Raw genomic sequence first — 22169 nt, forward strand, 5'->3', positions numbered from 1 at the left:
TTGTCGGACCGGGGGTGACGCGGGCGGTCGGATCGTCCGCATGCGAAGACTGATCCCGACAGGGGGCGTGACGCGTCCGGTGGAGTTCACCGACGCCCCCTGCCCCGTCCCGGGGCACGGCGAGGCGCTGATCGGAGTCGCACGCGTAGGGATCGTCGGGCTCGGCCTGGGCGGCTATCACGCGGCGGAGACCGCCGCGCTGGAGCCTCGTGCGGCGGCCGCGCACGATCCGGCCCGGCCCCCGGTCCCCCGGAGGCGTTCACGTCCCCGCGCGCAGGAGCGGGTGCAGGGGGCAGTACTCGCCGATCATGCGGCAGACCAGGGCCAGGCCGACGAGCAGGACCGCGCCGGCGGCGATCCCGGCCCCCAGGGGCGGGGGGAGTTCCTGTGCGAGCACGAGCACGCCCATGGCCAGCACGAGGACACCGAAGGCCCGGCGCAGAAGCGCTTCGGGGACACGCGAGGTCAGGAGCGCCCCGACGAGCGACCCGGCGATGGCGGTGGCGGTGACCGTGCCGACCAGAGGCCAGTCCAGGTCCACGGCGGTGAGGTATCCGGCGAGTCCGGCGAAGGACTTCATGGCGATCACGAGGAGCGAGGTTCCCACGGCGACCGGCATGGCGAGACCGCCGAGCAGGGTCAGGGCGGGCACGACGAGGAATCCGCCCCCGGCTCCGACGAGCCCGGTGACCGCCCCGACGATCAGGCCGTCGAGGACGATCCGTCGCAGGGGGAGGTCCCCGTGTCCCCGTGCGTCGCCTGCGGAAGGGGCCCGTCCGCTGCTGCGGATCATGGCGGCGGCGGTGGCGATCATCATGAGGGCGAAGGCGATCATCAGCAGGGTGCCGGGGATACGTCCGCCCGCCAGCCCGCCGAGGAAGGCGCCGGCCATGCCCGCCCCGCCGAAGACCAGGCCGGTGCGCCAGCGGACGTTCCCCCGGCGTGTGTGGGCGAGTGCGCTGATCAGTGACGTGGATCCGACGACGAACAGGGAGGCGGCGATCGCCTCCCTGGGCTCCATGCCCGCGGCGTAGGTCAGCAGCGGGACCATCAGGATGGATCCGCCGCCGCCGAGCAGGCCGAGCGCGAGCCCCACCCCGATGGCGAGCACCACGACGAGGACCGGCTGGAACTCCATATCTCGTTTCCTTCTGTGACGGGGGCGTACGTGTGCCCGTTGAGCGGTGCGGGGTCTTCGGAGCGGGGGTGTTCTGCGGCCCGCGCACGGGTGCCGCGGTGCCCGTTGCCGGGCACCGCGTCCCCCATGTCGCCATCAGCCGGAGGCGGTGCCCGCCGGGGCTTCCCGGTCCTGCCGCCAGGCCGACCAGGCCGCGTAGCCTCCGTCGAGTTCGACGGCGTCGTATCCGGCCCGGCGCAGGGCGGAGGCGGCGACGGAGTTGCGTACGCCGGACTGGCAGTAGGTCACGATGGTGCCCTCGCCCGGCAGTTCGTCCAGGTGCCACAGGACACGGCCGGCGCTGAGCTGCTCGGAGCCGGGGACGTGCCCGGCGGCGTGCTCGGTCCGGTTGCGCACGTCCAGGAGGAGGACGGCGCCGAAGTCCTGGAGGCGCTCCGGGGTGATGACCGCCGGAACGGTCCCCGGCAGGCCCTCCGTCGTGGTGGTGTAGCCGGCCACGCGGTCGATGCCGACGCGCAGCAGGTGGTCCCGCACGGCTCGGGCGGTCTCCCCGTCGGGTGCCAGCAGCACCAGCGGGCGGTCCTCGGTCTCGGGGTCGTAGGCCCAGGCGCCGTAGGTGGCGGCCTTGGCCGGGCCGGGGATGTTCAGCGCGCCGGCCACGGTGCCCCGGTGCACCTCGGTGTGCGGCCGGGTGTCGACGAAGACGACCCGGTCCCGGTGCACGAGCCCGGCCGCCTCCGCGCCGGTGAGCTCGGGCGGCGGGGCCAGGGGGCCCAGGATCTGCGGCCCCTCCTTGTTCTGGCGCTTCATGCGGGCGAAGTAGGCGTGCGCGTCCGGTTGCCCGTTGAGCAGTTCCTCGACGAAGCCCTCCTCGTCGTCGTCCCGCAGGTACGGCGCCCACCAGGCGTTGAGGCGCTCGTATCCGACGGTGGTGGCCGGGAGTGCGCCCAGGGCCTTGCCGCAGGCGCTTCCCGCCCCGTGCCCGGGGTAGACCTGCACGTGGTCGGGCAGGGTCAGGAAGGCGTCGCGGAGGCCGGCGAACACCTGGCGTGCGCCCGCGAAGCGGGTGTCCGCTCCCCCGGCGGCCTCGTCCAGCAGGTCGGGGCGGCCCAGGTCGCCGGCGAAGACGAAGTCCCCGGAGAGCAGGTACCCCGGTTCGTCGCTGAACGCCCCGTCGGTGATCAGGAACGACAGGTGTTCGGGGGTGTGCCCGGGTGTGTGGCGCGCCCGCACCGCGATGTTCCCGACGGTGATGGCGTCGCCGTCGCGGAGCCGCTCGGCGTCGAAGCCGTACTGCCAGTCCCGGCCTCCCTCCCCGGAGACGTAGGTGACGGCGCCCGTGGCCGCGGCGAGTTCGCGGGTGCCGGAGAGGTAGTCGGCGTGGATGTGCGTTTCGGTCACGGCGACGATCCGCATGCCGTGCCGATCGGCCAGGTCGAGGTATTCGCCGATGTCGCGGCGGGCGTCGACCACGACTGCCTCCCCTGTGGCCTGGCAGCCGATGAGGTAGCCCGCCTGGGCGAGGTCGTCGTCGTAGATGCGTTCCAGGAGCATGGATCTTCCTTGTCCGTGTCGTTGGTCCGTTGGTGCCGCCGCTCCTCCGGATACTCCCGGGAGTATCCGGAGGAGCGAGTTCGGCCCGGGTCGTGGACGTCGGGGCGCCGGTCCGCCCCGAGGGTGCGGTCAGGCCGTCATCGGCCGCCGCCGAGGCGTTCGAGGGAGTCCTCGATGTCGACGTGGCCACGGGGCCGGTTGTAGGGCAGGCGGGCCAGGGCCATGCCCATCATGCAGGTGCCGGTGATCGCGGCGAAGACCAGTCCGGCGCCGATGAGCCCGGCGAGGGCCACCGCGGGCGGCCACAGCAGGGAGGCGAGCACGGAGGCGAGCACGATGCCCCCGGCGACCAGTCGGACCTGGCGTTCCAGGGCCCAGCTCCGGCGGCCGCGCACGACCGGGGCCCCCTGGGCCTCCCAGGCGTTCATGCCGCCGTTCATCACCACCGTGTTCCGCAGCCCCGCGGCGACCAGTTCGCCCTGGCACCGGCGGGCGCGGTCGCCGGACTGGCAGATCAGTACGAGGCGGCCCCCGGCATCGGTGACGATGCGCTCCAGATGGGCGCTCACCCGTTGGAGCGGCAGGTTGATGGCGCCGGGGACGTGCGAGTTCTCGTACTCGGCGGGGGTGCGCACGTCCACCAGCAGGGTGTCGGGGTCGGTCTCGACCAGGCTGCGCACGGCGTGGACATCGATGGTGTCGTCGGTCATGTGTCTCCTTCGGTAGCGCCCCCTGGATACTCCGGGGAGTATCCAGGGGGCAGACGGGTCCGCGGGCGGGAACAGAGGATTCAGGAGGCGACCCGGTCGCACACTACGACCGGATACGCCTTCTGCATACCGGGGGGAGTATCAAGGGTCCACGGCCGGGCCCCGGCGGGATGCCCGCAGGCACCGCGTACGCGCGGGCCGGACTCCGACCGGCGACCGGGACCCGCGCCTTCAGGCCAGGGCCAGGAACAGCTTCTCCAGCTCGGCCTCGGTGATGTCGGGCTCCTCGCCGCGCTCGCGGGCGGTGGTGCAGTGCCGCATGCCGCTCGCCACGATCTTGAACCCGGCACGGTCGAGTGCGCGGGAGACGGCCGCCAGCTGCTGGAGGACCGCCGCGCAGTCCTCCCCCTCCTCGATCATCGAGATCACACCTGAGAGCTGCCCCTGGGCGCGCTTGAGCCTCGTGAGGGCGTCACCCACCATTTCGGGTTTCATCGTGGTCCTTTCGACTCGTGGAAGCCAATATACCCCCGGGTGTATCCGTTCGGCCAGTCGTCCTGATCACACCGTCCGCGGCGAGGACTGTGGACCGGACCCCGGGGCACGGTCGTTCCCGGGGAGACCGTCGCCCGGGAGGAGAGGGGCCGGCGCCGTTGTCGACGCCGCTCACCGGCCCGCCCAGGGCCGGGATCCCCGTCCTTTCGCCTCCCGAACCCGCTTCCTCCGGGGCCGGGCGGTGGACCCGCCGCCGGTACCGGGTCCCGGAGCGGGTCAGTCCGTGTGCGCGGGCAGCGGGGTGTCGTGGAGCCCGGCCGCCGTCCGGACGAGCGCCGCGACCGCCCGGGACCGGCTGTTCGGCGGCCAGGCGATCACCGTGGTGACCTCCGGGGCGTCGACGACGGGCACGGCGACGTGTTCGGGCCACTGCCAGGCACGGCTGGAGGCGGGGATGACGAGCAGCGTCCTGCCGAGCGCCACGAGCTGGGCGAGCTGCGCCTGGGTGCCCACCCTCGGTCCGGGCCCGTCCGGATAGGACCCGTCGAGCCGCGGCCACCGGGCGATCGGCAGTCCCGGAACGTCCTGCACCTGGGCCAGCGTGAGCCGTTCGTACGACGCCAGCGGATGCACCGCCGGCAGGATCGCGACCTGGCCCTCGGTGTAGAGGTCCTCGGTGTCGAACCCGGCGAGGTCGTCGAACGGGCGGTGCATGAGCGCCACGTCGGCGTGCCCGCTGCGCAACAGCCCGGCCTGCTCGCCGACCTCGCACAGCAGGACGTCGACCGGTGCCGCATCGGGTTCCCCGGCCGCCCGGTCGAGGAGCCGCCGCAGCAGTTCGTGGGAGGCCCCGGCCTTGGTCACGAGTACCAGCGACCGCTTCGGGTCCCCGGCGCGGCGCGTGCGGTGGACGGCGGCCTCGACCGCGTCGAGGGCCGCCCGGGCCTCGCGGAGCAGCACCGCGCCGGCCGGGGTGAGCGCCACGCCCCGCCGGTCCCGGTCCAGGAGTCCGACACCGACCCGGTGCTCCAGGCGGCGGATCGCGCGGGACAGCGGAGGCTGTGCGATCCCGAGCCGCTCGGCGGCGCGCCCGAAGTGCAGCTCTTCGGCGACGGCGACGAAGTACCGCAGTTCACGGGTTTCGAGGTGGTCCACGCCGACAGCCTACCGACCGATACGACCGATACCCGGCGGGTATCACAGTGGACCCACTCGGTCTTGGACCCCGGCTGCGCCCACCCCGGAGGATGGGTCCCGTGAACGATACGAAGACCGCGCTGGTCACCGGCGCGAACAAGGGAATCGGTTTCGCCATCGCCCAGGGCCTCGGCCCGGTCGGCTTCAGGGTCGCGGTGGGGGCGCGTGACGACGCACGGCGCGAGACGGCGGTGGAGCGGCTGCGCGCCGCGGGCGTCGATGCGTTCGGGGTCGCCCTGGACGTCACCTCCGACGAGAGCGTCGCCGAGGCGGTGGAGGCCGTCGAGAAGGAGGCGGGGCGCCTGGACGTGCTCGTCAACAACGCGGGGATCGCCGGCCGCATCGACGACGACGGGCAGGATCCGACGACTCTGGACCTGGACGTCGTGCGCACCGTCCTGGAGACCAACGTGTTCGGGGTCGTCCGGGTCACCAACGCGATGCTCCCACTGCTGCGCCGGTCGGACGCGCCGCGGATCGTCAACATGTCGAGCAACATGGGGTCGCTGACACTGCGGACGGGGCCGGTGCTGGCGGCGTACGCACCGTCGAAGACCATGCTCAACGCCATCACGACCCAGTACGCCCGCCGGTTCGCCGACACCGGCATCATCGTCAACTCCGCCTGCCCCGGCTATGTGGCCACCGACTTCACCGGCTTCAACGCCCCTCGGACACCGGAGCAGGGGGCCGCCATCGCGATCCGGCTCGCCACCCTGCCCGACGACGGGCCGCGCGGCGGGTTCTTCGACGACGAGGGGCCCGTTCCCTGGTGACGGCGGGGTCCCGTGCCGGGGCTCCCGGCGGGAGTCCCGGCACGGGAGCGCGGTGTCCGCGGAGGGTCTTTCCACCCCCTCGTAAGGGCGCGCCACTGCGCATGGCATCACCCCGGCCCCACCGGGCCACCGATCGGTTCAGCACCCCCGCCCCCGGGAGCCCCGCATGCTGAAACGCCTCCTCACACCCCTGATCGTCACGCTGAGCGCACCGACGATGACACCGGTGGGCGCCGTGCCCGCCAACACCGCGACCCTGGCGCAGGTCCGGCCTTCGGTCCGGACCGTCCTGTACTACGACTCGGGCCGCCCCGCCGGAGAGGGCACCTTCTAGACTTCGGCGATGCGCACCGTGTTCATGTTCCCCGCCACAGGGCGGGACGAGACCATCGCGATGCCGGACCGGCGCCTGCCCGCTCAGCGCGATCCGTGGATCATGGAGGACGCCCTCCACATCGACATCGACGACGAGCCGACCGGATACCTTTTCCGCGGCTGGGATCCCGAAGACGTGGCGGTCCTCGACGCCGCCCTCGGGTATCACCCCGCCCGGGCGCTCCAGGTGAACGTCACCGGACGCGTCGACGGCACCGCCGAACTCCACCGCCTGGCCGCGCTGCTGCTCGAACACGGTGGTGCGGCCTATGACGACCACTCCCGACACGCGTGGACCCTGCGGGAGATCGAGGAGGGAACCGTCATCGACGGCCTGCGCTTCTTCGACTTCCGCACCCACTACGAGCGCTTCGTCCGCAAGCCCGCCTCCGACGAAGGGTCGAAGTGATGGACGCGCACGCCACGGGGCACACGGCGGTGGACCACGGCCGGGTCCGGGTGCTCGTCGGTGCCGAACGCGGCGCCTACCCCTACGCGAACTCGCTGCTGGTGCGCGGCACGGAGTCGACGGTGCTCATCGACCCGTCGCTCTCGCTGGTCGGTTCCCCGCCGCCCGCGGACCTGATCCTGGTGAGCCACGCCCACGAGGACCACATGGCGGGCCTGGCGGACCACACCGCCCCGGTCCGGGTCCACGAACACGACCTCGAAGGGGTGCGCTCTCCCGAGAAGCTGATCGCCGGCCTGGGCCTGGCCCCCGAGGCGGTCCCGGCCGTCGAGAGGGAGTACCGGGAACGGTTCCACGTGCGCGAACGCCCCGACGCGACGGGGTTCGCCGACGGCGCCGTGTTCGACCTCGGCGGATGCACCGTGACGGCCGTGCACCTGCCGGGCCACACCGCGGGCCACTGCGGTTTCCTGGTCGAACCGGACGGGTTCCTGTTCGTGGCGGACATCGACCTGAGCTCGTTCGGTCCCTTCTACGGCGACCCCGGCAGCAGCCTGACGGACTTCGAGGCGTCGATGCGCCGCTGCCGGGAGATCGACGCGCGGTGGTACGGCACCGCGCACCACAAGGGCGTGGTCGAGGGCGCCGCGGAGTTCCGGCGCAGGCTCGACGCCTACGCCGGGGTGGTGGGCCGACGCAGCGCCGTGCTGCTGGACTTCCTCGCCGAACCCCGGACCCTGGAGGACATCGTCGCGCACCGGCTGGTCTACCGCCCGCACGTCGAGGGGCCGCACGTGGAGCCGGTGGAGCGCCGGACCGCGGTGCAGCACCTGGAGCTGCTGATGGGTCGGGGCCGGGTCGTCGAGGTGGAGCCGGGGCGGTTCCGGGCCGTCGGCGGCGGCCCGGCGGCGCCTCCCCCGCCGCCACCTGCGGCGGATCCGGTCTCCGGGGGGTGACCGGGCCGCACCGGGAGGGCGTTCTACCGTGAGGGCATGACGAAATACGCGCGGATGTACCGTCTCGGCTTCACTCCGTGGGAACGTTACGGCGCCGCCGGCGGGACGCAGCTCGGCGGCCTGATCGACCGTGAGACGAAGGAGCGGCCGGGCGGGCCCGGGCGGGCCCTGGACCTGGGCTGCGGGCGCGGCCAGTTCACCCCCGAACTGGCCCGGCGCGGCTGGGAGGCGGTGGGGCTCGACCTCGTGCCGGACGCCGTCGAGGCCGCCCGGAGCAAGGGCCCGGCGGAGATCGCCTACGTCGTGGGGGACGTGACCGACCTGCCCGCGGCCGGCCTGGGTGTGTTCGACCTCTTCCTCGACATCGGCTGCTTCCAGGGCCTGACCCCGGAGCAGCGGGCCGCGGAGGGGCGGGGTGTGACGGCGCTGGCCGCCCCCGGCGCCACCCTGCTGATGCTCGCCTTCGGGCCGTCCCAGTACCGGCGCCTCGTCGAGGGTGTCTCACGGGCCGAGGTCGAGGCCGCGTTCCCGGGCTGGGAACTCCTCTCGGCCGAGGACGCCGACCCCGCAGGGCTGGGGTGGCCGATGAACCGGACCTCGCCGCAGTGGTACCGGTTCCGCCGGACCACCTCCTAACGGGGTTGCCGAGCCGCGAGGGTGACCGGAGGTGGCGGTCGACGACACCGTCCGCCACGGATGAGCGCCCACAACACGTCGACCCGGCGACACGCCAACGCCGGCACGGCCTGGGGTCACGTCCCCGGGAGTGGTGTGATTTTCGCGCGGGTGCGTCCTTGCGGGTCATCGTGATGGTCGGCCGAAGCCGGGCAGGCCGCCGCGTACCGGCGGCCCGCCGGCCGGGATGAAGAAGCCGCCGGAGGCGGCGGCGCACCGATCCGCCCGACACCGCTGACGCGCATCCGTGGGAACAGGGCCGGAAAAGTCACACCACTCGATGGGACACCATCCGGCCTGGACGTGCCGTTCGCCCCCCGGGGGGCGGCGGGTGACGCCGGGGCCGCCGAGGACCACGGCGGGGTGAACCACGGCGGGGGCGCGGGCATCCCGCTCCCGGAGCGACCGCCCCGGCGGAGCGCACCTCGGATCCACCCCCATCCCCCCGCTCCGGAGGTCCCGTGTCGCCCGACTACGTGATCCGCACGATCGTCCTCACCCTCCTGAGCCTGGTGGCACTGGGTTTCGGCCCTGGTCATGCTGGTCGACGGAGACGTCCGGCGGGGGCTGGGCTCGCTCGCCGGAGCCGGCATCGGTCTGCTGCTCGTGGCCGTCTCGCTGATCGTCACCCGGGCCCGGGTCCGGCAGGTCAGGGCCCGGTTCCAGGCACAGGAGCACGCCCGGGCGCAGGCACGGCGGCCGCACCCCGGTCCGCACCATCCCCCGTATCCGCAGCAGTGGGCGGGTCCGGGTACGGACACCCGCAGCAGCGGTACCGCCCCGGTCCGCCCGCTCGGCCCGGCCCCTGGCAGGGGCAGGGGCATCCGCCGCGGCCGCCCCACCCGCCGCACCGCTGAACGTTGATCAGGCCGGCGCGGTGGCCCCGGTGAGGAGCACCAGCAGCGGCAGGGCCGCGTTGTTGACGGCGTGGACGGCGACGGCGGGCCAGATCGAACCGCTGCGGCGCATCACCTCGGCGGCGATCAGGCCCACCAGGAACGCCGCGGGCAGGATGATGTTGACGCCGTGGAACACGGCGAAGACCACCGAACCGCCCAGAGCCCCGATGACGGGCCCGTACCGCAGCAGGGCGGTGGTGACGACGCCGCGGAAGAGGAACTCCTCGCCGATCGGCGTCAGCACCGCCAGGAACAGGACGGTCAGGAGGAAGGCGGGCAGGCCGCCGCCCGCGGCGTCGTAGTACATGCCCTGCGGGTTCTCTTCGTACCCGGTCAGGGCCGTGATGGCGAGGATCAGCCCGCCCTTGAGGAGCAGCGCGGCCACACCCCAGGCCGCACCGATGAGCATCCAGCGCCAGGTGGTGCGGCGGACGTTGAACGCGGCCAGGGAGCGGACGCGCAGCACCGCGGCCACCGCGAAGCCGAAGAGCCCGGCGACACCCGACCAGGCGGCCACGACCAGGCCGAACGCCACCGGGCCCAGACGGTCGGCCGGGATGAACACGAGCAGGACGCCGGCCGCTGCCAGGCCGGCCAGCCCGGCGATGATCTCGGGCCAGCCGGGGCGCTGCGGGGCGGCGCCGACGATCGGCGCAGGCCGCCGCGGGTGGTCGGGACGGGTACCGGACATGAAGAGCCCTCCTCGGTGTCGGATGCCCCGGGGACCCGCGGACCCGCACGGACACGGCCGTGTCGGGCGCCCTCGCCCGCGGTCCCCGGGCACGTCTCCATTCCATCCGCGGCGGCGCCCGCACGGCAGTGGCGCCGTGTCACCGGACGGTGATGACATTTCCCCGGGCGGGACCGTGACGTGGCGTCACGGGTGGCCGGTCCGCCTTCCCGGCGGTACGGGCCGTTCGACGGCGGGGAGGGCCGATCCGCACCGTGGCCGACGGCACCGGCGGCAAGGGATGACCCCGGGACCGTCCGCTCCCCGGCGCGGCTCCCTCGCGCTCACCCCGCGGAGTCGGCCCCGAGGAGGGCGCGGTGTGAGCGCGGGCCGGCCGTGCGGGAGAAGTGACCCGTGCGGCCGGGGAGGCCGCCGGGGGCGCGCACGACGAGCGTTACCCGGAAAAAGGGGGAAGCCGGTCCGACCGTGGCGGTCGGACCGGCTCCGGGTCCGGTTCCGGGCAGGACCCGGAAGGCGGATCAGGCCAGGTCGAAGCGGTCCAGCTCCATCACCTTGGTCCACGCGGCGACGAAGTCCTCGACGAACTTCTTCTTCGCGTCGTCGGAGGCGTACACCTCCGCCAGGGCGCGCAGCTCGGAGTTGGAGCCGAACACCAGGTCGACGCGGCTGCCGGTCCACTTGACCGCGCCGGACTCGTCCTTGGCGACGAACGTCTGCGAGGTCTCGGAGCTCTCACCGGTCGGGGTCCAGGTGGTCCCCAGGTCGAGCAGGTTGACGAAGAAGTCGTTCGTCAGGGTGCCCGGCGCGTCGGTGAACACGCCCACCTCGGAGTTGTCGTAGTTGGCGCCCAGCACACGCAGGCCGCCGACCAGGACGGTGGTCTCCGGGGCGCTCAGGCCCAGCAGGTTCGCCTTGTCGATCAGCAGGTACTCGGCGGGGAGGCGGTTGCCCTCGCCGTAGTAGTTGCGGAAGCCGTCGGCGACCGGCTGAAGGTAGGAGAAGGACTCGACGTCCGTCTGCTCCGGGGTCGCGTCCACGCGGCCCGGGGTGAACGGCACGACGACGTCCTGCCCGGCGGCCTGGGCCGCCTTCTCCACGCCCACGCCACCGGCGAGGACGATGAGGTCGGCGAGCGACACCTTCTTCGCGGAGGAGGCGTTGAACTTCTCGGCGATGCTCTCCAGGGTGGCCAGCACCTCGCGCAGCTCGACCGGGTTGTTGACCGCCCAGTCGATCTGCGGGGCCAGGCGGACGCGGGCGCCGTTGGCGCCGCCGCGCTTGTCGCTGTCACGGAAGGTGGACGCCGAGGCCCAGGCGGTCTTGACCAGCTGGGACACGGTCAGACCGGACTCGATGACGGCCGCCTTGAGGGATGCGATCTCGGCCTCGCCGATGACCTCGCCCTCCTGCTCGGGCAGCGGGTCCTGCCAGATCAGGGTCTCCTGGGGGACCTCGGGGCCGAGGTAGCGCGACTTCGGGCCCATGTCGCGGTGGGTCAGCTTGTACCAGGCGCGGGCGAACGCGTCGGCGAACTCCTCGGGCTTCTCGTAGAAGCGGCGCGAGATCTGCTCGTAGACCGGGTCGAAGCGCAGCGACAGGTCGGTGGTGAGCATGGTCGGCTTGTGCTTCTTGTTCGGGTCGTGGGCGTCGGGGATGATCTCCTCGGCGTCCTTGGCGACCCACTGGTTGGCGCCGGCCGGGCTCTGGGTGAGCTCGTACTCGTACTCGAACAGGTTCTTGAAGAAACCGTGGCTCCACTGCGCGGGCGTGGTGGTCCAGGTGACCTCCAGACCCGAGGTGATGGTGTCGCCGCCCTTGCCGGTGCCGTAGTTGTTCTTCCAGCCCAGGCCCTGCTGCTCCAGGCCGGCGGCCTCGGGATCGGCCTCGACGTTGTCGGCCGGGCCCGCGCCGTGGGTCTTGCCGAAGGTGTGGCCGCCGGCGATGAGGGCGACGGTCTCCTCGTCGTTCATGCCCATGCGGCCGAAGGTGTCGCGGATGTCGCGGGCCGCGGCGATCGGGTCCGGGTTGCCGTTGGGGCCCTCCGGGTTGACGTAGATGAGGCCCATCTGGACGGCGGCCAGCGGCTTCTCCAGCTCGCGGTCGCCGCTGTAGCGCTTGTCGTCGAGCCAGGTGGTCTCGGGACCCCAGTAGACGTCCTCGTCGGCCTCCCACACGTCCTCGCGACCGCCGCCGAAACCGAAGGTCTCGAAGCCCATGGACTCCAGAGCGACGTTGCCCGCGAGGATGAGGAGGTCGGCCCAGGAGATGTTCTGGCCGTACTTCTTCTTGACCGGCCACAGCAGGCGGCGGGCCTTGTCCAGGTTGGCGTTGTCGGGCCAGCTGTTGAGCGGGGCGAACCGCTGCTGGCCGGCGCTGCCGCCGCCGCGGCCGTCGAACAGGCGGTAGGTGCCGGCGCTGTGCCAGGACATGCGGATGACGAGCGGGCCGTAGTGGCCGAAGTCCGCGGGCCACCAGTCCTGGGACGTGGTGAGGACCTCGGCGATGTCCGCCTTCACGGCGTCCAGGTCAAGGGCCTTGAACGCCTCGGCGTAGTCGAAGCCCTCACCGAGGGGGTTCGCCACGGCCGGGTTCTTGGCCAGGATCTTCAGGTTGAGCCGGTTGGGCCACCAGGCGCTGTTCGCACCGGTCTGGGTGGGGTGCGGGGCGCGACCGTGCGCGACGGGGCAGCCGCCGGACGCCTCGGTCTCGGCGGTGGGCGTGACTACCTCGTTGTTTTCGGACATCGTCTTCCTTCCGGAACAGGGAAGAGGTGAACTCTTGGTTTCAGGACTCGCGTGTACGGGAGCAGTCGGGGCAGACACCCCAGTAGACGACCTCGGCCTCGTCGACCCGGAAGCCGTGGTCGGACGAGGCGGTCAGGCACGGTGCGTGGCCGACGGCGCAGTCGACGTCGGCTATGGCACCGCAGGAGCGGCATACGACGTGGTGGTGGTTGTCCCCGACCCGTGTCTCGTAACGGGCCACGGAGCCCTGTGGCTGGATGCGCCGAAGCAGTCCGGCGCCGGTCAACGCCTTGAGCACGTCGTAGACGGCCTGGCCGGACACCGTGCCGAGGTTCCCGCGCACGAGGTCGATGACCGACTCCGTGTCGGCGTGCGGGTTGTCGTGCACGGCGGACAGCACTGCCATCCGAGGGCTCGTCACCCGCAGGCCGGACTCGCGCAGCATGCGCTCGAAATCCGAAGGGGTTGGCATGCCAGGCAGTCTGCCGCCTTTTCTGGAACTAGTCAAACCATGTGATGGATCCATCTTGGTCGAACGGGGTCGGACCGGACCCGCTCCGGCCCCCCGATGAGTTCTCCCGCCCGCGGTGGTCGGTACCGGTGACGGATCACGGCGGGCGGTGCCCGCTGTGGGAGGGGACCCGCAGGGAGGGAAGAGATCAGGCATGGGAACCACGGGAGGAACCGGGCCGGAGGCGCTGGCGTGCCTGGACGTCTTCATCGGCGAGTGGGACCTGGAGCCCCGCTTCTCCGCCGAACACCTCAGCGGGGTCGCCCCCGTGGGGGAGCCGGTCCTGGCACGCAGCCGGTTCGAGTGGGACCTGGACGGAAGGTTCCTGGTCCAGCGCAGCGAGGTCTCGGTACCCGAGGTGCCCGACGGTCTGCTGATCGTCGCGCCGGGGGCGGAGGCGGGGACGTACACACAGCACTACTTCGATTCCCGTGGCGTGGTGCGCCTGTACGCGATGGGGTTCGCCGACGGAGTGTGGACCCTGTTGCGGGAGGAGGCCGACTTCTCGCCGCTCGACTTCCGGCAGCGGTTCACCGGGACCTTCTCGGCGGACGGGAACGTCATCGAGGGCGCCTGGGAGATCGCGCACGGGGACGGCGGCTGGGAGAAGGACTTCGACCTGGTGTACCGGCGGGTCAGGTGACCGGTGGGGCGCCGCCCGTTTCCGCGGGCGGTCGGCCCCGCACGGGGACGAGCAGGGCGGTGGCGTCGTCGCGACCCCCGGCGTCCAGGACGTGCCGGACCAGGGTGCGGGCGGTCTCCGCCGCGTCGGCGGTGGCCGCGGCCGTGCGCAGGTCGTCGGGGTCGGGCAGGTGGCGCCACAGCCCGTCGGTGCACAGCAGCAGCCGGCCCGGGCACGGGGGCCGGTGGCTGCGGATGCGCGGAACGGGGTCGGCGGCGTCGGCGCCCAGCCAGGCGACGAGGGCGTCGTGCTCGCCGGTGTCGTCCTCGGTGAGGAGCATCCCGGTACCGGTGTCGGGCAGCCAGTAGGCGCGGCTGTCGCCGACCCAGGACACCCACAGGCCGTGTTCCCCGACGACGCAGGCGACCTGGGTGCAGGAGGGCGCGAGGGATCCGGGTACGAGCGGGTCCGGGCGCGGGCCGCCGGGTGCGGCCAGGGCCGCGACGGCGCGACCGGCCCGGGCGGTGGCGTCGGTGAGCGCGTCCTCGGGGATGGCGCCCGCCGCCAGGGCGCGGGCCAGGGTCTGGACGGTGACCTCGGCGGCGATGCGGGCCGCCCGCTCCGCCCGGGGCGCCATGGAGACACCGTCGCAGACGGCGCCGACGGTCCACGGGCCGGTCGTGCGCAGGGCCAGGGCGTCGGCGTTGAGCCGGCGGCCGGGTCCGCGTTCGCCGTAGCCGGCCGCGCCGTCGGCGCCTGCGTCGGCCCGGGTGTGTCCGAGGAGGTCGGAGAGGTCGGCGCCGCACTCCCAGCAGCGCCCGTCAGGGGCGGGTGTGCCGCCGCATCGGGGGCAGTCCGTGTGCTCGTTCATGTGGCCCGCAGTCTGGCAGAAGCACCCCCGCCCCGACAGGGCGCGGCGGCCCGGAGGGGGCGGGTCCTCGCACCCGCAGCACGCTGTTCCGCCCCTCCCTCGCCGGATATGTCCGTACGCCGTGCCGACGGGTCCGGCAGGGGGCGGTCACGGCGGCGAAGAGGTGAAGAACGTACAAGACCGGTGGGCGGGCCGGGCGCGAGCATGGGGCCATGGAGAACACCGAGCACCCCGCGACCGGACACCTCGCGAACGGCGGCGCCGAGGCCGTCGGCGCACCCGTGCGCTTCGACACCAAGATCGCCGTCCTGCTGCGCGACGACCTCGCCGTGTGGCAGCGGTTGAACGTGGCCTCGTTCCTGGTCAGCGGGCTGGGAACCCGCGATCCCGAGGTCGTCGGCAAGCCCTATGAGGACGGTGACGGCACCGTCTACCTGCCCATGTTCCGCCAGCCGGTGCTGGTGTTCGAGGGGGACAAGGAGATCCTCGCCCGGGCCCATGGGCGAGCCGTGTCCCGGGGCCTGGCCGTCGCCGTGTTCACCTCCGACCTGTTCGCCACCGGCAACGACCGGGACAACCGGGCGGCGGTGCGGGCGGTCGCCCGGGACTCGCTGGACCTGGTCGGGATCGCCGTGTACGGGCCGAAGAACGCCGTGGACAAGGTCGTCAAGGGCGCCCGGATGCACCGCTGACCGGGGCCGCGCGCAGGGCCCGCGCGAACCGGCCCGGGGACAGCCCCAGGACGCGCGTGAAGTGCCGGTGCAGGTGCGCCTGGTCGTGGAACCCGGCCGCCGTGGCCGCGGCTGCCGGACCGTGCCCCTGGAGGATGAGGCGGCGGGCCAGGTCCACCCGGCGCCCCACCAGGTAGCGGTGCGGGGGCAGGCCGAACCTGCGGCCGAAGGCCCGCACCAGGTGGGCGGGGTGGGCGTGCAGCTCGGCGGCCGCCTCGTCGAGCGAGACCCCCTCCACCACCCGGGCGTCCAGCAGGTCGCGCAGGCTCCCGGCCAGCACCGAGCGGTCGCCGGGCGGCGGCGGGGGCTCGGGGTCGCCCAGCAGGTGGCCGCGCAGGCGTTCGGTGATGAACGCCAGGCGGCTCTCGGCCTCCAGTTCCCCGCCGGGTTCGAGCAGGGCCCGGTGCAGGGCGTGGATGCGCCGTCGCAGCACCGCGTCGTCCAGGGCGGGGCGGTCGACGGAGCGGCCCACCAGGTCGGTGCCGATCCGCGCGGGCTCCAGGTAGACGACGCGTTTGCGCAGGCCCTGCTCCGAGGTGGGGGTGCCGTTGTGCGGCACGTGCGGGGGCAGCAGGGTGACGGTGCGCTCCAGCGCGCCGTGCTCGTGCCGGCCCAGGTCGTAGCGGACCAGGCCGGAGTCGACGATGAGCAGCGCCCAGGTGTCGTGGGTGTGCATCGGGTAGGCGTGCCCGAGCATGTGGGTGTGGAAGACCTCGACGACGCCCGGCACGTTCGGTCTGGCGACCAGGGTGTCGGCGTGTGCGTCCATGTCCGAAGCGTACGCCCGGGCCGGGATCCCGGCCTCGGGGAGTGAGACCCCTTGCGCTACGGGGCGCCCCGAATACAATGAACAATTGTTCATTGAAAAATCGGGGAGACGGGGGACCGTGCCGCGCAGTCCGGAGCAGAACGAGGCCATGCGGGCCGCCACACGGGAGCGGATCCGGGGGACGGCGATGCGCCTCTTCGCGCGCCAGGGGTACGCGACGGTGAACATGCGCCGGATCGCGGCCGAGGCGGGCATGAGCACCGGGCTCGTCTACCGGCACTTCGCCACCAAGGAGGAGCTGTACGGCGACCTGGTCGGAGAGGCCGCGGCCGGGCTGGAGGCCACCGTCGCGCGGTTGCGCGGCCCCGGCTCCCCCGCGGAGCTGCTGCGCGCCTTCTGCGAGGAGTTCCTGCGGGACCTGGCCGACAACGCGGAGTTCGTGGACTTCTACCTGCTCATGAACCAGGCGTTCGCCCGGGGGGCCGCCGGGCACGGCGGGCCGGAGGACGCGCCGCCCGCGGTCCGGGACCTGATCGAGGGGAACGCCGCGCTGCTCCGCGCGACGGTGGACCTCATCGAGCGCGGCCGGGCGTCGGGCGGATTCCGCCGCGGCCCGGCGGACGAGCTGGCGACCTGCTTCTTCGCCACCCTGGGCGGACTGGTGACGATGCGCTCCGCCCTGGGTGACGGGTTCGCCGTTCCGAGCGCCGCCGTGGTACTGGCCCCGCTGATCGAGGAGGACACCGATGACAGGTGAGACGGAGAGGGCGGGATGATCGAGGTGGTGCGCGGCGATGTGCTGGGCGAGACGCGCCGCCGGGATATCGCACGGGTGTTCGTGGACGGGTTCGGGCCGGACCTGGCCGCCTTCTCGAAGGACCCGGAGGTCCTGGCCGACGCCATCGCGCACATGCTGGTGCCGGAGCGGTTCCACGTGGCCCTGATCGACGGCGAGCCAGCGGGACTGGCCTCGCTCACCGTCGGCGATGAGGAGTGCGTCGAACCCGATGCGAAGACCCTGCGGCGGCACCTCGGCGCTGTCAGGGGGACCATCGCCGACCGGGTGTTCCGCAGCCACTTCCGGGGGGCCGTGCGGGAACCGCGGGAGGGCAAGGCCGAGATCGGGTTCGTGGCCTCGTCACTGCGGCACCGGGGGCGGGGGGCGGCCAAGGCGGTCCTGCTGCACCTGCTCGCCCTGCCCGGGTACGACGAGTACGTGCTGGAGGACATCGCCGCGAACAACGAGGCCGCACTGGGGCTCTACCGGCGGCTCGGGTTCCGGGAGCACCGGCGGCGCAGGGCCCCCTACTCCAGGTTCAGCGGCATCGGGGAGTACGTGTCGATGCGCCTGGTGCAGGAGCGCCCCGCGCGGCAGGGCTGAGCCCCGGGCGGGGCCCGCGGCGCGCGGCCCCGGGGCCGCGCGCCGCGAAAGGTCAGTCCGTGCCGGACTCCATGGCGGCCTGGTCGAGGAACAGCTCGTCCTCGGGGGCCCGGCCGCGGGAGGCGATCGTCTCGGCGCCGCCCTCGGGCATCGCGCCGATGAGGCCGGTGGAGGCGGCCTGGGCGGCGCCCACGACCGCGGCCTCGCCGGTGCCGACCATGCCGAGCCGGGCGTACTCCTCCAGCTTGGCGCGGGAGTCGGCGATGTCGAGGTTGCGCATGGTCAGCTGGCCGATCCGGTCGGTCGGGCCGAACGCGGAGTCCTCGGTGCGCTCCATGGACAGCTTGTCCGGGTGGTAGCTGAACGCGGGGCCGGTGGTGTCGAGGATCGAGTAGTCCTCGCCGCGGCGCAGGCGCAGGGTCACCTCGCCGGTGACGGCGGTGCCCACCCAGCGCTGGAGCGACTCGCGGAGCATGAGCGCCTGCGGCTCCAGCCAGCGGCCCTCGTACATGAGGCGGCCCAGGCGGCGGCCCTCGGTGTGGTACGCGGCGAGGGTGTCCTCGTTGTGGATCGCGTTGACCAGGCGCTCGTAGGCGGCGTGCAGCAGGGCCATGCCGGGGGCCTCGTAGATGCCGCGGCTCTTGGCCTCGATGATGCGGTTCTCGATCTGGTCGGACATGCCCAGGCCGTGGCGGCCGCCGATGGCGTTGGCCTCCAGGACCAGGTCCACGGCGGACGCGAAGGACTTGCCGTTGACGGTGACCGGGCGGCCCTGCTCGAAGCCGACGGTGACGTCCTCGGGGACGACCTCCACCTCGGGGTCCCAGAAGCGGACGCCCATGATGGGGTCGACGATCTCGATGCCGGTGTCCAGGTGCTCCAGCGACTTGGCCTCGTGGGTGGCGCCCCAGATGTTGGCGTCGGTGGAGTAGGCCTTCTCGGTGCTGTCGCGGTAGGGGAGGTCACGCTCCTGCAACCACTCGGACATCTCCTTGCGGCCGCCGAGCTCGTTGACGAAGTCGGCGTCCAGCCACGGCTTGTAGATGCGCAGGGCGGGGTTGGCCAGCAGGCCGTAGCGGTAGAACCGCTCGATGTCGTTGCCCTTGTAGGTGGAGCCGTCACCCCAGATCTGCACGCCGTCCTCAAGCATGGCGCGCACCAGCAGGGTGCCGGTGACGGCGCGGCCCAGGGGGGTGGTGTTGAAGTAGGCGCGCCCGCCGGAGCGGATGTGGAAGGCGCCGCAGGCCAGCGCCGCCAGGCCCTCCTCCACCAGGGCCGCACGACCGTCGACGAGCCGGGCGATCTCGGCGCCGTAGTCGTGGGCGCGACCGGGGACCGAGGCGATGTCGGGTTCGTCGTACTGGCCGATGTCGGCGGTGTAGGTGCACGGGACGGCGCCCTTCTCGCGCATCCACGCGACCGCCACCGAGGTGTCGAGACCCCCGGAGAAGGCGATGCCGACACGTTCACCGACGGGCAGAGAGGTGAGTACCTTGGACATGGCAATAAGTATGCATCACGATGAATGCACATGCAACGTGGTGGGCGTCCCCCTCCTGTGAGCCTGGTCATCCCCGCGACCCCTCAGCCGGGGAGGAAGCCGCGCAGGAGGGAGATCCGGGCGGCGGGGTCCTCCAGGTGGGCCCCGTAGAAGGCGTCCAGGTCGGCGCGGACGGTGGCGGGGCGGCGGGCGATCATCTCGTCCTTCCACGCCTCGGCGACGGGGCCCAGGTCGCAGAAGACGGCGAGGGTGGGGGCCGCCACCCTCTCCCACTCGGCCCACCAGGGTTCCCGGGCGGCGGCGATGACCGCCTCCATCACGTCGGCGTCGAACCGCGGGCGCAGCCCGTCGGGCCCCTCGTCCAGGTCGGCGACCCAGACCTCGGAGAGCACGTCCGGGCCGAGGAAGGCGCGGGCCGCCGCACGGTCGGGGAACGGCAGCGGCCAGGAGGCGAAGAACGCGCCGGTCCGCGCCGCCCTCTCCGGGTCGTCGTCCGCCGACGGGGGCTCAAGCAGCACCAGCCGCTCGACGAGGTCGGGCCGGGCCGCGGCGGTGAGCAGGGCGGTGTGCGCCCCCAGGGACTGGCCGACCAGCCGCACCGGCCCTCCGGCGACCCGCTCTGCGACCGCGACGGCGTCGGCCACGAACGCGGCGTGCGAGACGTCCGCCGGACGGCGGGTGCTGCGGCCGTGGCCGCGCTGGTCGACCAGGATCACCCGGCAGTCCGGCGCCAGGGCGCGGGCGGTCGGCTCGAACTCGCGGGCGCTCCCCGCCGGCCCGTGCAGGAGGAGCACCGGCGGCCCCTCACCACCGGTGTCCAGGACGTGCAGGTCGGTGCCGTCGCGGTGCAGGGTGGTGGCGCACAGGGGTCCGGCCATGCGCCCCGGTGTGACCGACCGGCCGAGGCGGGGCGAAGGACACATACGGAACATTCGGCGCTCGGGCACCAAAAACGCGTAGTTCTCTTGCGACACCCCGGAAAATCATGAAGGTTTTCTACCGGGTGGGTCATCGTCGCGTACCGTCGTCGCCAGGACACGACCCGGACCCCGTCGGGCCCCACCCGCAGGAGAGCCTCCGGAAGGAGCCATGTTGGCGCACCCGTCCCGATCCACCTCCCCCGTCCCCCGATGCGGCGCACTCCTGACGGCGGCCCTGGTCGCCGCCCTGCTGCCCGCCCTCCCCGCGGCCGCGCTGACCGCGCCCGGGACCGGTACCGGATACGCCGAGTGCCGGGTCGACCCCCAGGCCCCGCCCAAGCGGCAGCTGCGCGCCGAGTGGATCGCCGGGGTGCACAACATCGACTGGCCCAGCCGCACCGGGCTCACCCCCGAGCAGCAGCAGGACGAGCTGGCCGCCCTGTACGACCGCGCCGTCGCCGACGGGCTGAACGCGGTGTTCGTGCAGATCCGGCCCACCGCCGACGCCTTCTGGCCCTCCCCCCACGAGCCCTGGTCGGAGTGGCTCACCGGGACCCAGGGCGAGGACCCCGGCTACGACCCCCTGGAGTTCGCCGTCGAGGAGGCGCACGCCCGGGGCCTGGAGTTCCACGGCTGGTTCAACCCCTACCGGGTGGCCATGCACGACGACCTCGACCGCCTGACCGCCGACCACCCCGCCCGCCGCAACCCCGACTGGACCTTCGCCTACGGCGGGCGGCTCTACTACGACCCCGGCATCCCGGAGGTCCGGGAGTTCGTGATCGGGGCGATGATGCACGCCGTCGAGAACTACGACATGGACGGTGTGCACTTCGACGACTACTTCTACCCCTATCCGGTGGCGGGGCAGGAGATCCCCGACGCCGACACCTTCGCCGAGTACGGCGGCGGCCACGACGACATCGGCGACTGGCGGCGCGACAACGTCAACGCCATGGTGCGGGAGATGGACGAGGCGGTGCACGCCGCCAAGCCGCACGTGAAGTTCGGCATCAGCCCGTTCGGCATCTGGCGCAACGCCGGCACCGACCCGGAGGGCTCGGACACCAACGGCCTCCAGTCCTACGACGCCATCTTCGCCGACAGCCGCCGGTGGGTCCGCGAGGGGTGGGTGGACTACATCAACCCGCAGGTCTACTGGGAGATCGGCCTGCCGATCGCCGACTACGCGGTGCTGGTGCCCTGGTGGGAGCAGGTCGTCGAGGGCACCGGCGTGCACCTGTACGTGGGCCAGGCCGCGTACAAGGTCGGGAACGCGGGCGCCTGGTCGGACCCGCGCGAGCTGTCCCGGCACCTGGACTTCAACCGGGACCACCCCGGGGTGCTGGGCGACGTGTACTTCAGCGCGACGTCGCTGCGCACCAACGCGGCGGAGGCGATGGAGATCCTGCGCGAGGAGCACTACCGGCACCCGGCGCTCGTGCCCCTGCACGGGGACCTGCCCGGGCGGGCCCCGCAGGAGCCGCGGGTGATCGGCGGGGCGCAGGGCGACGGGGTGGAGCTGTCCATCAGGCCCGGGCGGGGCGAGCGGCCCGCCTACTACGCGGTGTACGCGGTGGAGGGCCTGCCCGGGCGCGACCCCGACTGCGCCGTGTCCGACGCCCGGACCCTGCTCGGGACCGTGCCCGCCGGCGACGACGGCCGGGCGGTGTTCACCGCCGAGGGCGGCGGGCGCACCTACTACGCGACCGCGCTGGACCGGACCCACCACGAGAGCGGTGTGAGCAACCCCCGGTACGTGCGTTAGGGGGTGCGCGAGGACACGCGCCCTCCCCGCCCGTCGGCGCGAACGGGGCCCGGTGCCGCACCGGGCCCCGGGCCGTGTCCGAACGCGTTCGGGGCTCGGGGGCGGCCCGCCCGGGGTCCGGCGGCCGGGACGCCGGCGGTGCCGGCCGGGGCGGCGAGCACCGACATCCGGACAGGCGACGGCGCCGGCCGGGCGCGACGCCCGACCCGCCGCTCGACCATGGCGTCCGCACTCACGTGCGCGAGCATGACGACACGGACCGCGCCGCGCAGGTGCCGCCATGGAACCGAAGGACAACGGGTCCACGGCGGCCGGGCGGGCGGCGGCACCGGATCCGATCCGTCTCCGGTCCTCGGACACCGTTGGGAGATCCACGGCACGGCCACTGCGGGGACGACTCACGCGGCGGTCCCACGGGTGACCCCCGACGGAGACCCGAGGAGGGCATGGCTTAGGGTAGGCACGCCTTATCTGAT

General features: G+C 73.1%; 23 protein-coding genes. 11 read left to right on the forward strand and 12 right to left on the reverse strand.

The features are described 5' to 3' along the window. Window positions 1-259 precede the first annotated feature (259 nt). The 5 genes from QJS33_RS03345 to QJS33_RS03365 all read right to left on the reverse strand — a co-directional run bounded on the left by QJS33_RS03345 (window position 260) and on the right by QJS33_RS03365 (window position 5052). Window positions 260-1138 carry a sulfite exporter TauE/SafE family protein gene (locus tag QJS33_RS03345; protein WP_306366344.1) on the reverse strand — a complete coding sequence of 293 codons (879 nt, stop codon included), beginning with the start codon at window positions 1136-1138 and terminating at the stop codon, window positions 260-262. A 135-nt stretch (window positions 1139-1273) separates the two neighbouring features. Further along, the gene (locus tag QJS33_RS03350) at window positions 1274-2692 is read right to left on the reverse strand and encodes an MBL fold metallo-hydrolase (protein WP_306366345.1); all 1419 of its coding nucleotides are present in this window, start codon (window positions 2690-2692) and stop codon (window positions 1274-1276) included. A 137-nt stretch (window positions 2693-2829) separates the two neighbouring features. After that, complete coding sequence (locus QJS33_RS03355; RefSeq protein WP_306366346.1) at window positions 2830-3402, reverse strand: rhodanese-like domain-containing protein; 573 nt, start codon at window positions 3400-3402, stop codon at window positions 2830-2832. Between the two features lie 231 nt (window positions 3403-3633). Then, window positions 3634-3885: a metal-sensitive transcriptional regulator gene (locus QJS33_RS03360; protein WP_306366437.1), complete on the reverse strand. Its 252-nt coding sequence runs from the start codon at window positions 3883-3885 to the stop codon at window positions 3634-3636. Between the two features lie 288 nt (window positions 3886-4173). Further along, entirely contained in the window at window positions 4174-5052 is an 879-nt protein-coding gene (locus tag QJS33_RS03365; protein WP_306366347.1) for a LysR family transcriptional regulator, read from the reverse strand. A gap of 92 nt (window positions 5053-5144) precedes the next feature. Here QJS33_RS03365 and QJS33_RS03370 point away from each other — a divergent pair, with 92 nt between their 5' ends. The 6 genes from QJS33_RS03370 to QJS33_RS03395 all read left to right on the forward strand — a co-directional run bounded on the left by QJS33_RS03370 (window position 5145) and on the right by QJS33_RS03395 (window position 9149). Further along, window positions 5145-5870: an SDR family oxidoreductase gene (locus tag QJS33_RS03370; RefSeq protein WP_306366348.1), complete on the forward strand. Its 726-nt coding sequence runs from the start codon at window positions 5145-5147 to the stop codon at window positions 5868-5870. Window positions 5871-6036: 166 nt separating this feature from the next. After that, window positions 6037-6204, forward strand: a complete 168-nt coding sequence (locus QJS33_RS03375; RefSeq protein ID WP_306366349.1) for a hypothetical protein — start codon at window positions 6037-6039, stop codon at window positions 6202-6204. A 9-nt stretch (window positions 6205-6213) separates the two neighbouring features. Then, complete coding sequence (locus QJS33_RS03380; RefSeq protein ID WP_306366350.1) at window positions 6214-6654, forward strand: hypothetical protein; 441 nt, start codon at window positions 6214-6216, stop codon at window positions 6652-6654. Next, on the forward strand, window positions 6654-7610 hold the full coding sequence (locus tag QJS33_RS03385) for an MBL fold metallo-hydrolase (RefSeq protein ID WP_306366351.1): 957 nt from the start codon (window positions 6654-6656) through the stop codon (window positions 7608-7610). Before QJS33_RS03380 ends, QJS33_RS03385 begins: the two co-directional genes overlap by 1 nt. 36 nt (window positions 7611-7646) lie before the next feature. After that, complete coding sequence (locus QJS33_RS03390; RefSeq protein WP_306366352.1) at window positions 7647-8246, forward strand: bifunctional 2-polyprenyl-6-hydroxyphenol methylase/3-demethylubiquinol 3-O-methyltransferase UbiG; 600 nt, start codon at window positions 7647-7649, stop codon at window positions 8244-8246. Between the two features lie 576 nt (window positions 8247-8822). Continuing rightward, a complete protein-coding gene (locus QJS33_RS03395) occupies window positions 8823-9149 on the forward strand; it encodes a hypothetical protein (protein ID WP_306366353.1) in 327 nt (108 codons plus the stop codon). Here QJS33_RS03395 and QJS33_RS03400 read toward each other — a convergent pair whose 3' ends face one another. The 3 genes from QJS33_RS03400 to QJS33_RS03410 all read right to left on the reverse strand — a co-directional run bounded on the left by QJS33_RS03400 (window position 9150) and on the right by QJS33_RS03410 (window position 13091). Further along, window positions 9150-9875, reverse strand: a complete 726-nt coding sequence (locus QJS33_RS03400) for a CPBP family intramembrane glutamic endopeptidase (protein ID WP_306366354.1) — start codon at window positions 9873-9875, stop codon at window positions 9150-9152. A gap of 518 nt (window positions 9876-10393) precedes the next feature. Beyond that, window positions 10394-12619 (reverse strand): catalase/peroxidase HPI, encoded by a 2226-nt coding sequence (gene katG / locus QJS33_RS03405; protein ID WP_306366355.1) that lies wholly within the window; start codon window positions 12617-12619, stop codon window positions 10394-10396. 40 nt (window positions 12620-12659) lie between these two features. Next, window positions 12660-13091, reverse strand: coding sequence for a Fur family transcriptional regulator (locus tag QJS33_RS03410; protein ID WP_306366356.1), 432 nt, complete (start codon window positions 13089-13091; stop codon window positions 12660-12662). Window positions 13092-13284: 193 nt separating this feature from the next. Here QJS33_RS03410 and QJS33_RS03415 point away from each other — a divergent pair, with 193 nt between their 5' ends. Further along, a complete protein-coding gene (locus tag QJS33_RS03415; RefSeq protein WP_306366357.1) occupies window positions 13285-13773 on the forward strand; it encodes a hypothetical protein in 489 nt (162 codons plus the stop codon). Here the strand turns inward: QJS33_RS03415 and QJS33_RS03420 are convergent. Beyond that, on the reverse strand, window positions 13766-14623 hold the full coding sequence (locus QJS33_RS03420) for a PP2C family serine/threonine-protein phosphatase (protein WP_306366358.1): 858 nt from the start codon (window positions 14621-14623) through the stop codon (window positions 13766-13768). The genes QJS33_RS03415 and QJS33_RS03420 overlap by 8 nt on opposite strands. A 281-nt stretch (window positions 14624-14904) precedes the next feature. Between QJS33_RS03420 and QJS33_RS03425 the strand changes: the two genes are divergently transcribed. Then, window positions 14905-15315 carry a DUF2000 domain-containing protein gene (locus QJS33_RS03425; RefSeq protein WP_306366438.1) on the forward strand — a complete coding sequence of 137 codons (411 nt, stop codon included), beginning with the start codon at window positions 14905-14907 and terminating at the stop codon, window positions 15313-15315. On the opposite strand, the gene QJS33_RS03430 is transcribed toward QJS33_RS03425, so the two are convergent. Beyond that, window positions 15290-16123, reverse strand: coding sequence for an AraC family transcriptional regulator (locus QJS33_RS03430; RefSeq protein ID WP_306366359.1), 834 nt, complete (start codon window positions 16121-16123; stop codon window positions 15290-15292). The two genes, QJS33_RS03425 and QJS33_RS03430, sit on opposite strands and share 26 nt — an antisense overlap. Before the next feature lie 118 nt (window positions 16124-16241). On the opposite strand from QJS33_RS03430, the gene QJS33_RS03435 reads away from it, so the two are divergent. Then, window positions 16242-16880: a TetR/AcrR family transcriptional regulator gene (locus QJS33_RS03435; RefSeq protein WP_306366360.1), complete on the forward strand. Its 639-nt coding sequence runs from the start codon at window positions 16242-16244 to the stop codon at window positions 16878-16880. 15 nt (window positions 16881-16895) lie between these two features. Next, entirely contained in the window at window positions 16896-17504 is a 609-nt protein-coding gene (locus tag QJS33_RS03440) for a GNAT family N-acetyltransferase (RefSeq protein ID WP_306366361.1), read from the forward strand. 52 nt (window positions 17505-17556) lie between these two features. Here QJS33_RS03440 and argG read toward each other — a convergent pair whose 3' ends face one another. Then, entirely contained in the window at window positions 17557-19005 is a 1449-nt protein-coding gene (gene argG, locus QJS33_RS03445) for an argininosuccinate synthase (protein ID WP_306366362.1), read from the reverse strand. A gap of 83 nt (window positions 19006-19088) precedes the next feature. Continuing rightward, on the reverse strand, window positions 19089-19883 hold the full coding sequence (locus tag QJS33_RS03450; RefSeq protein WP_306366363.1) for an alpha/beta fold hydrolase: 795 nt from the start codon (window positions 19881-19883) through the stop codon (window positions 19089-19091). A 211-nt stretch (window positions 19884-20094) separates the two neighbouring features. Here QJS33_RS03450 and QJS33_RS03455 point away from each other — a divergent pair, with 211 nt between their 5' ends. Further along, a complete protein-coding gene (locus QJS33_RS03455; protein WP_306366364.1) occupies window positions 20095-21693 on the forward strand; it encodes a glycoside hydrolase family 10 protein in 1599 nt (532 codons plus the stop codon). The last annotated feature ends 476 nt before the right edge of the window (window positions 21694-22169 follow it).

It is taken from the genome of Nocardiopsis sp. CC223A, from assembly GCF_030766825.1.
Lineage (GTDB): Bacteria > Actinomycetota > Actinomycetes > Streptosporangiales > Streptosporangiaceae > Nocardiopsis.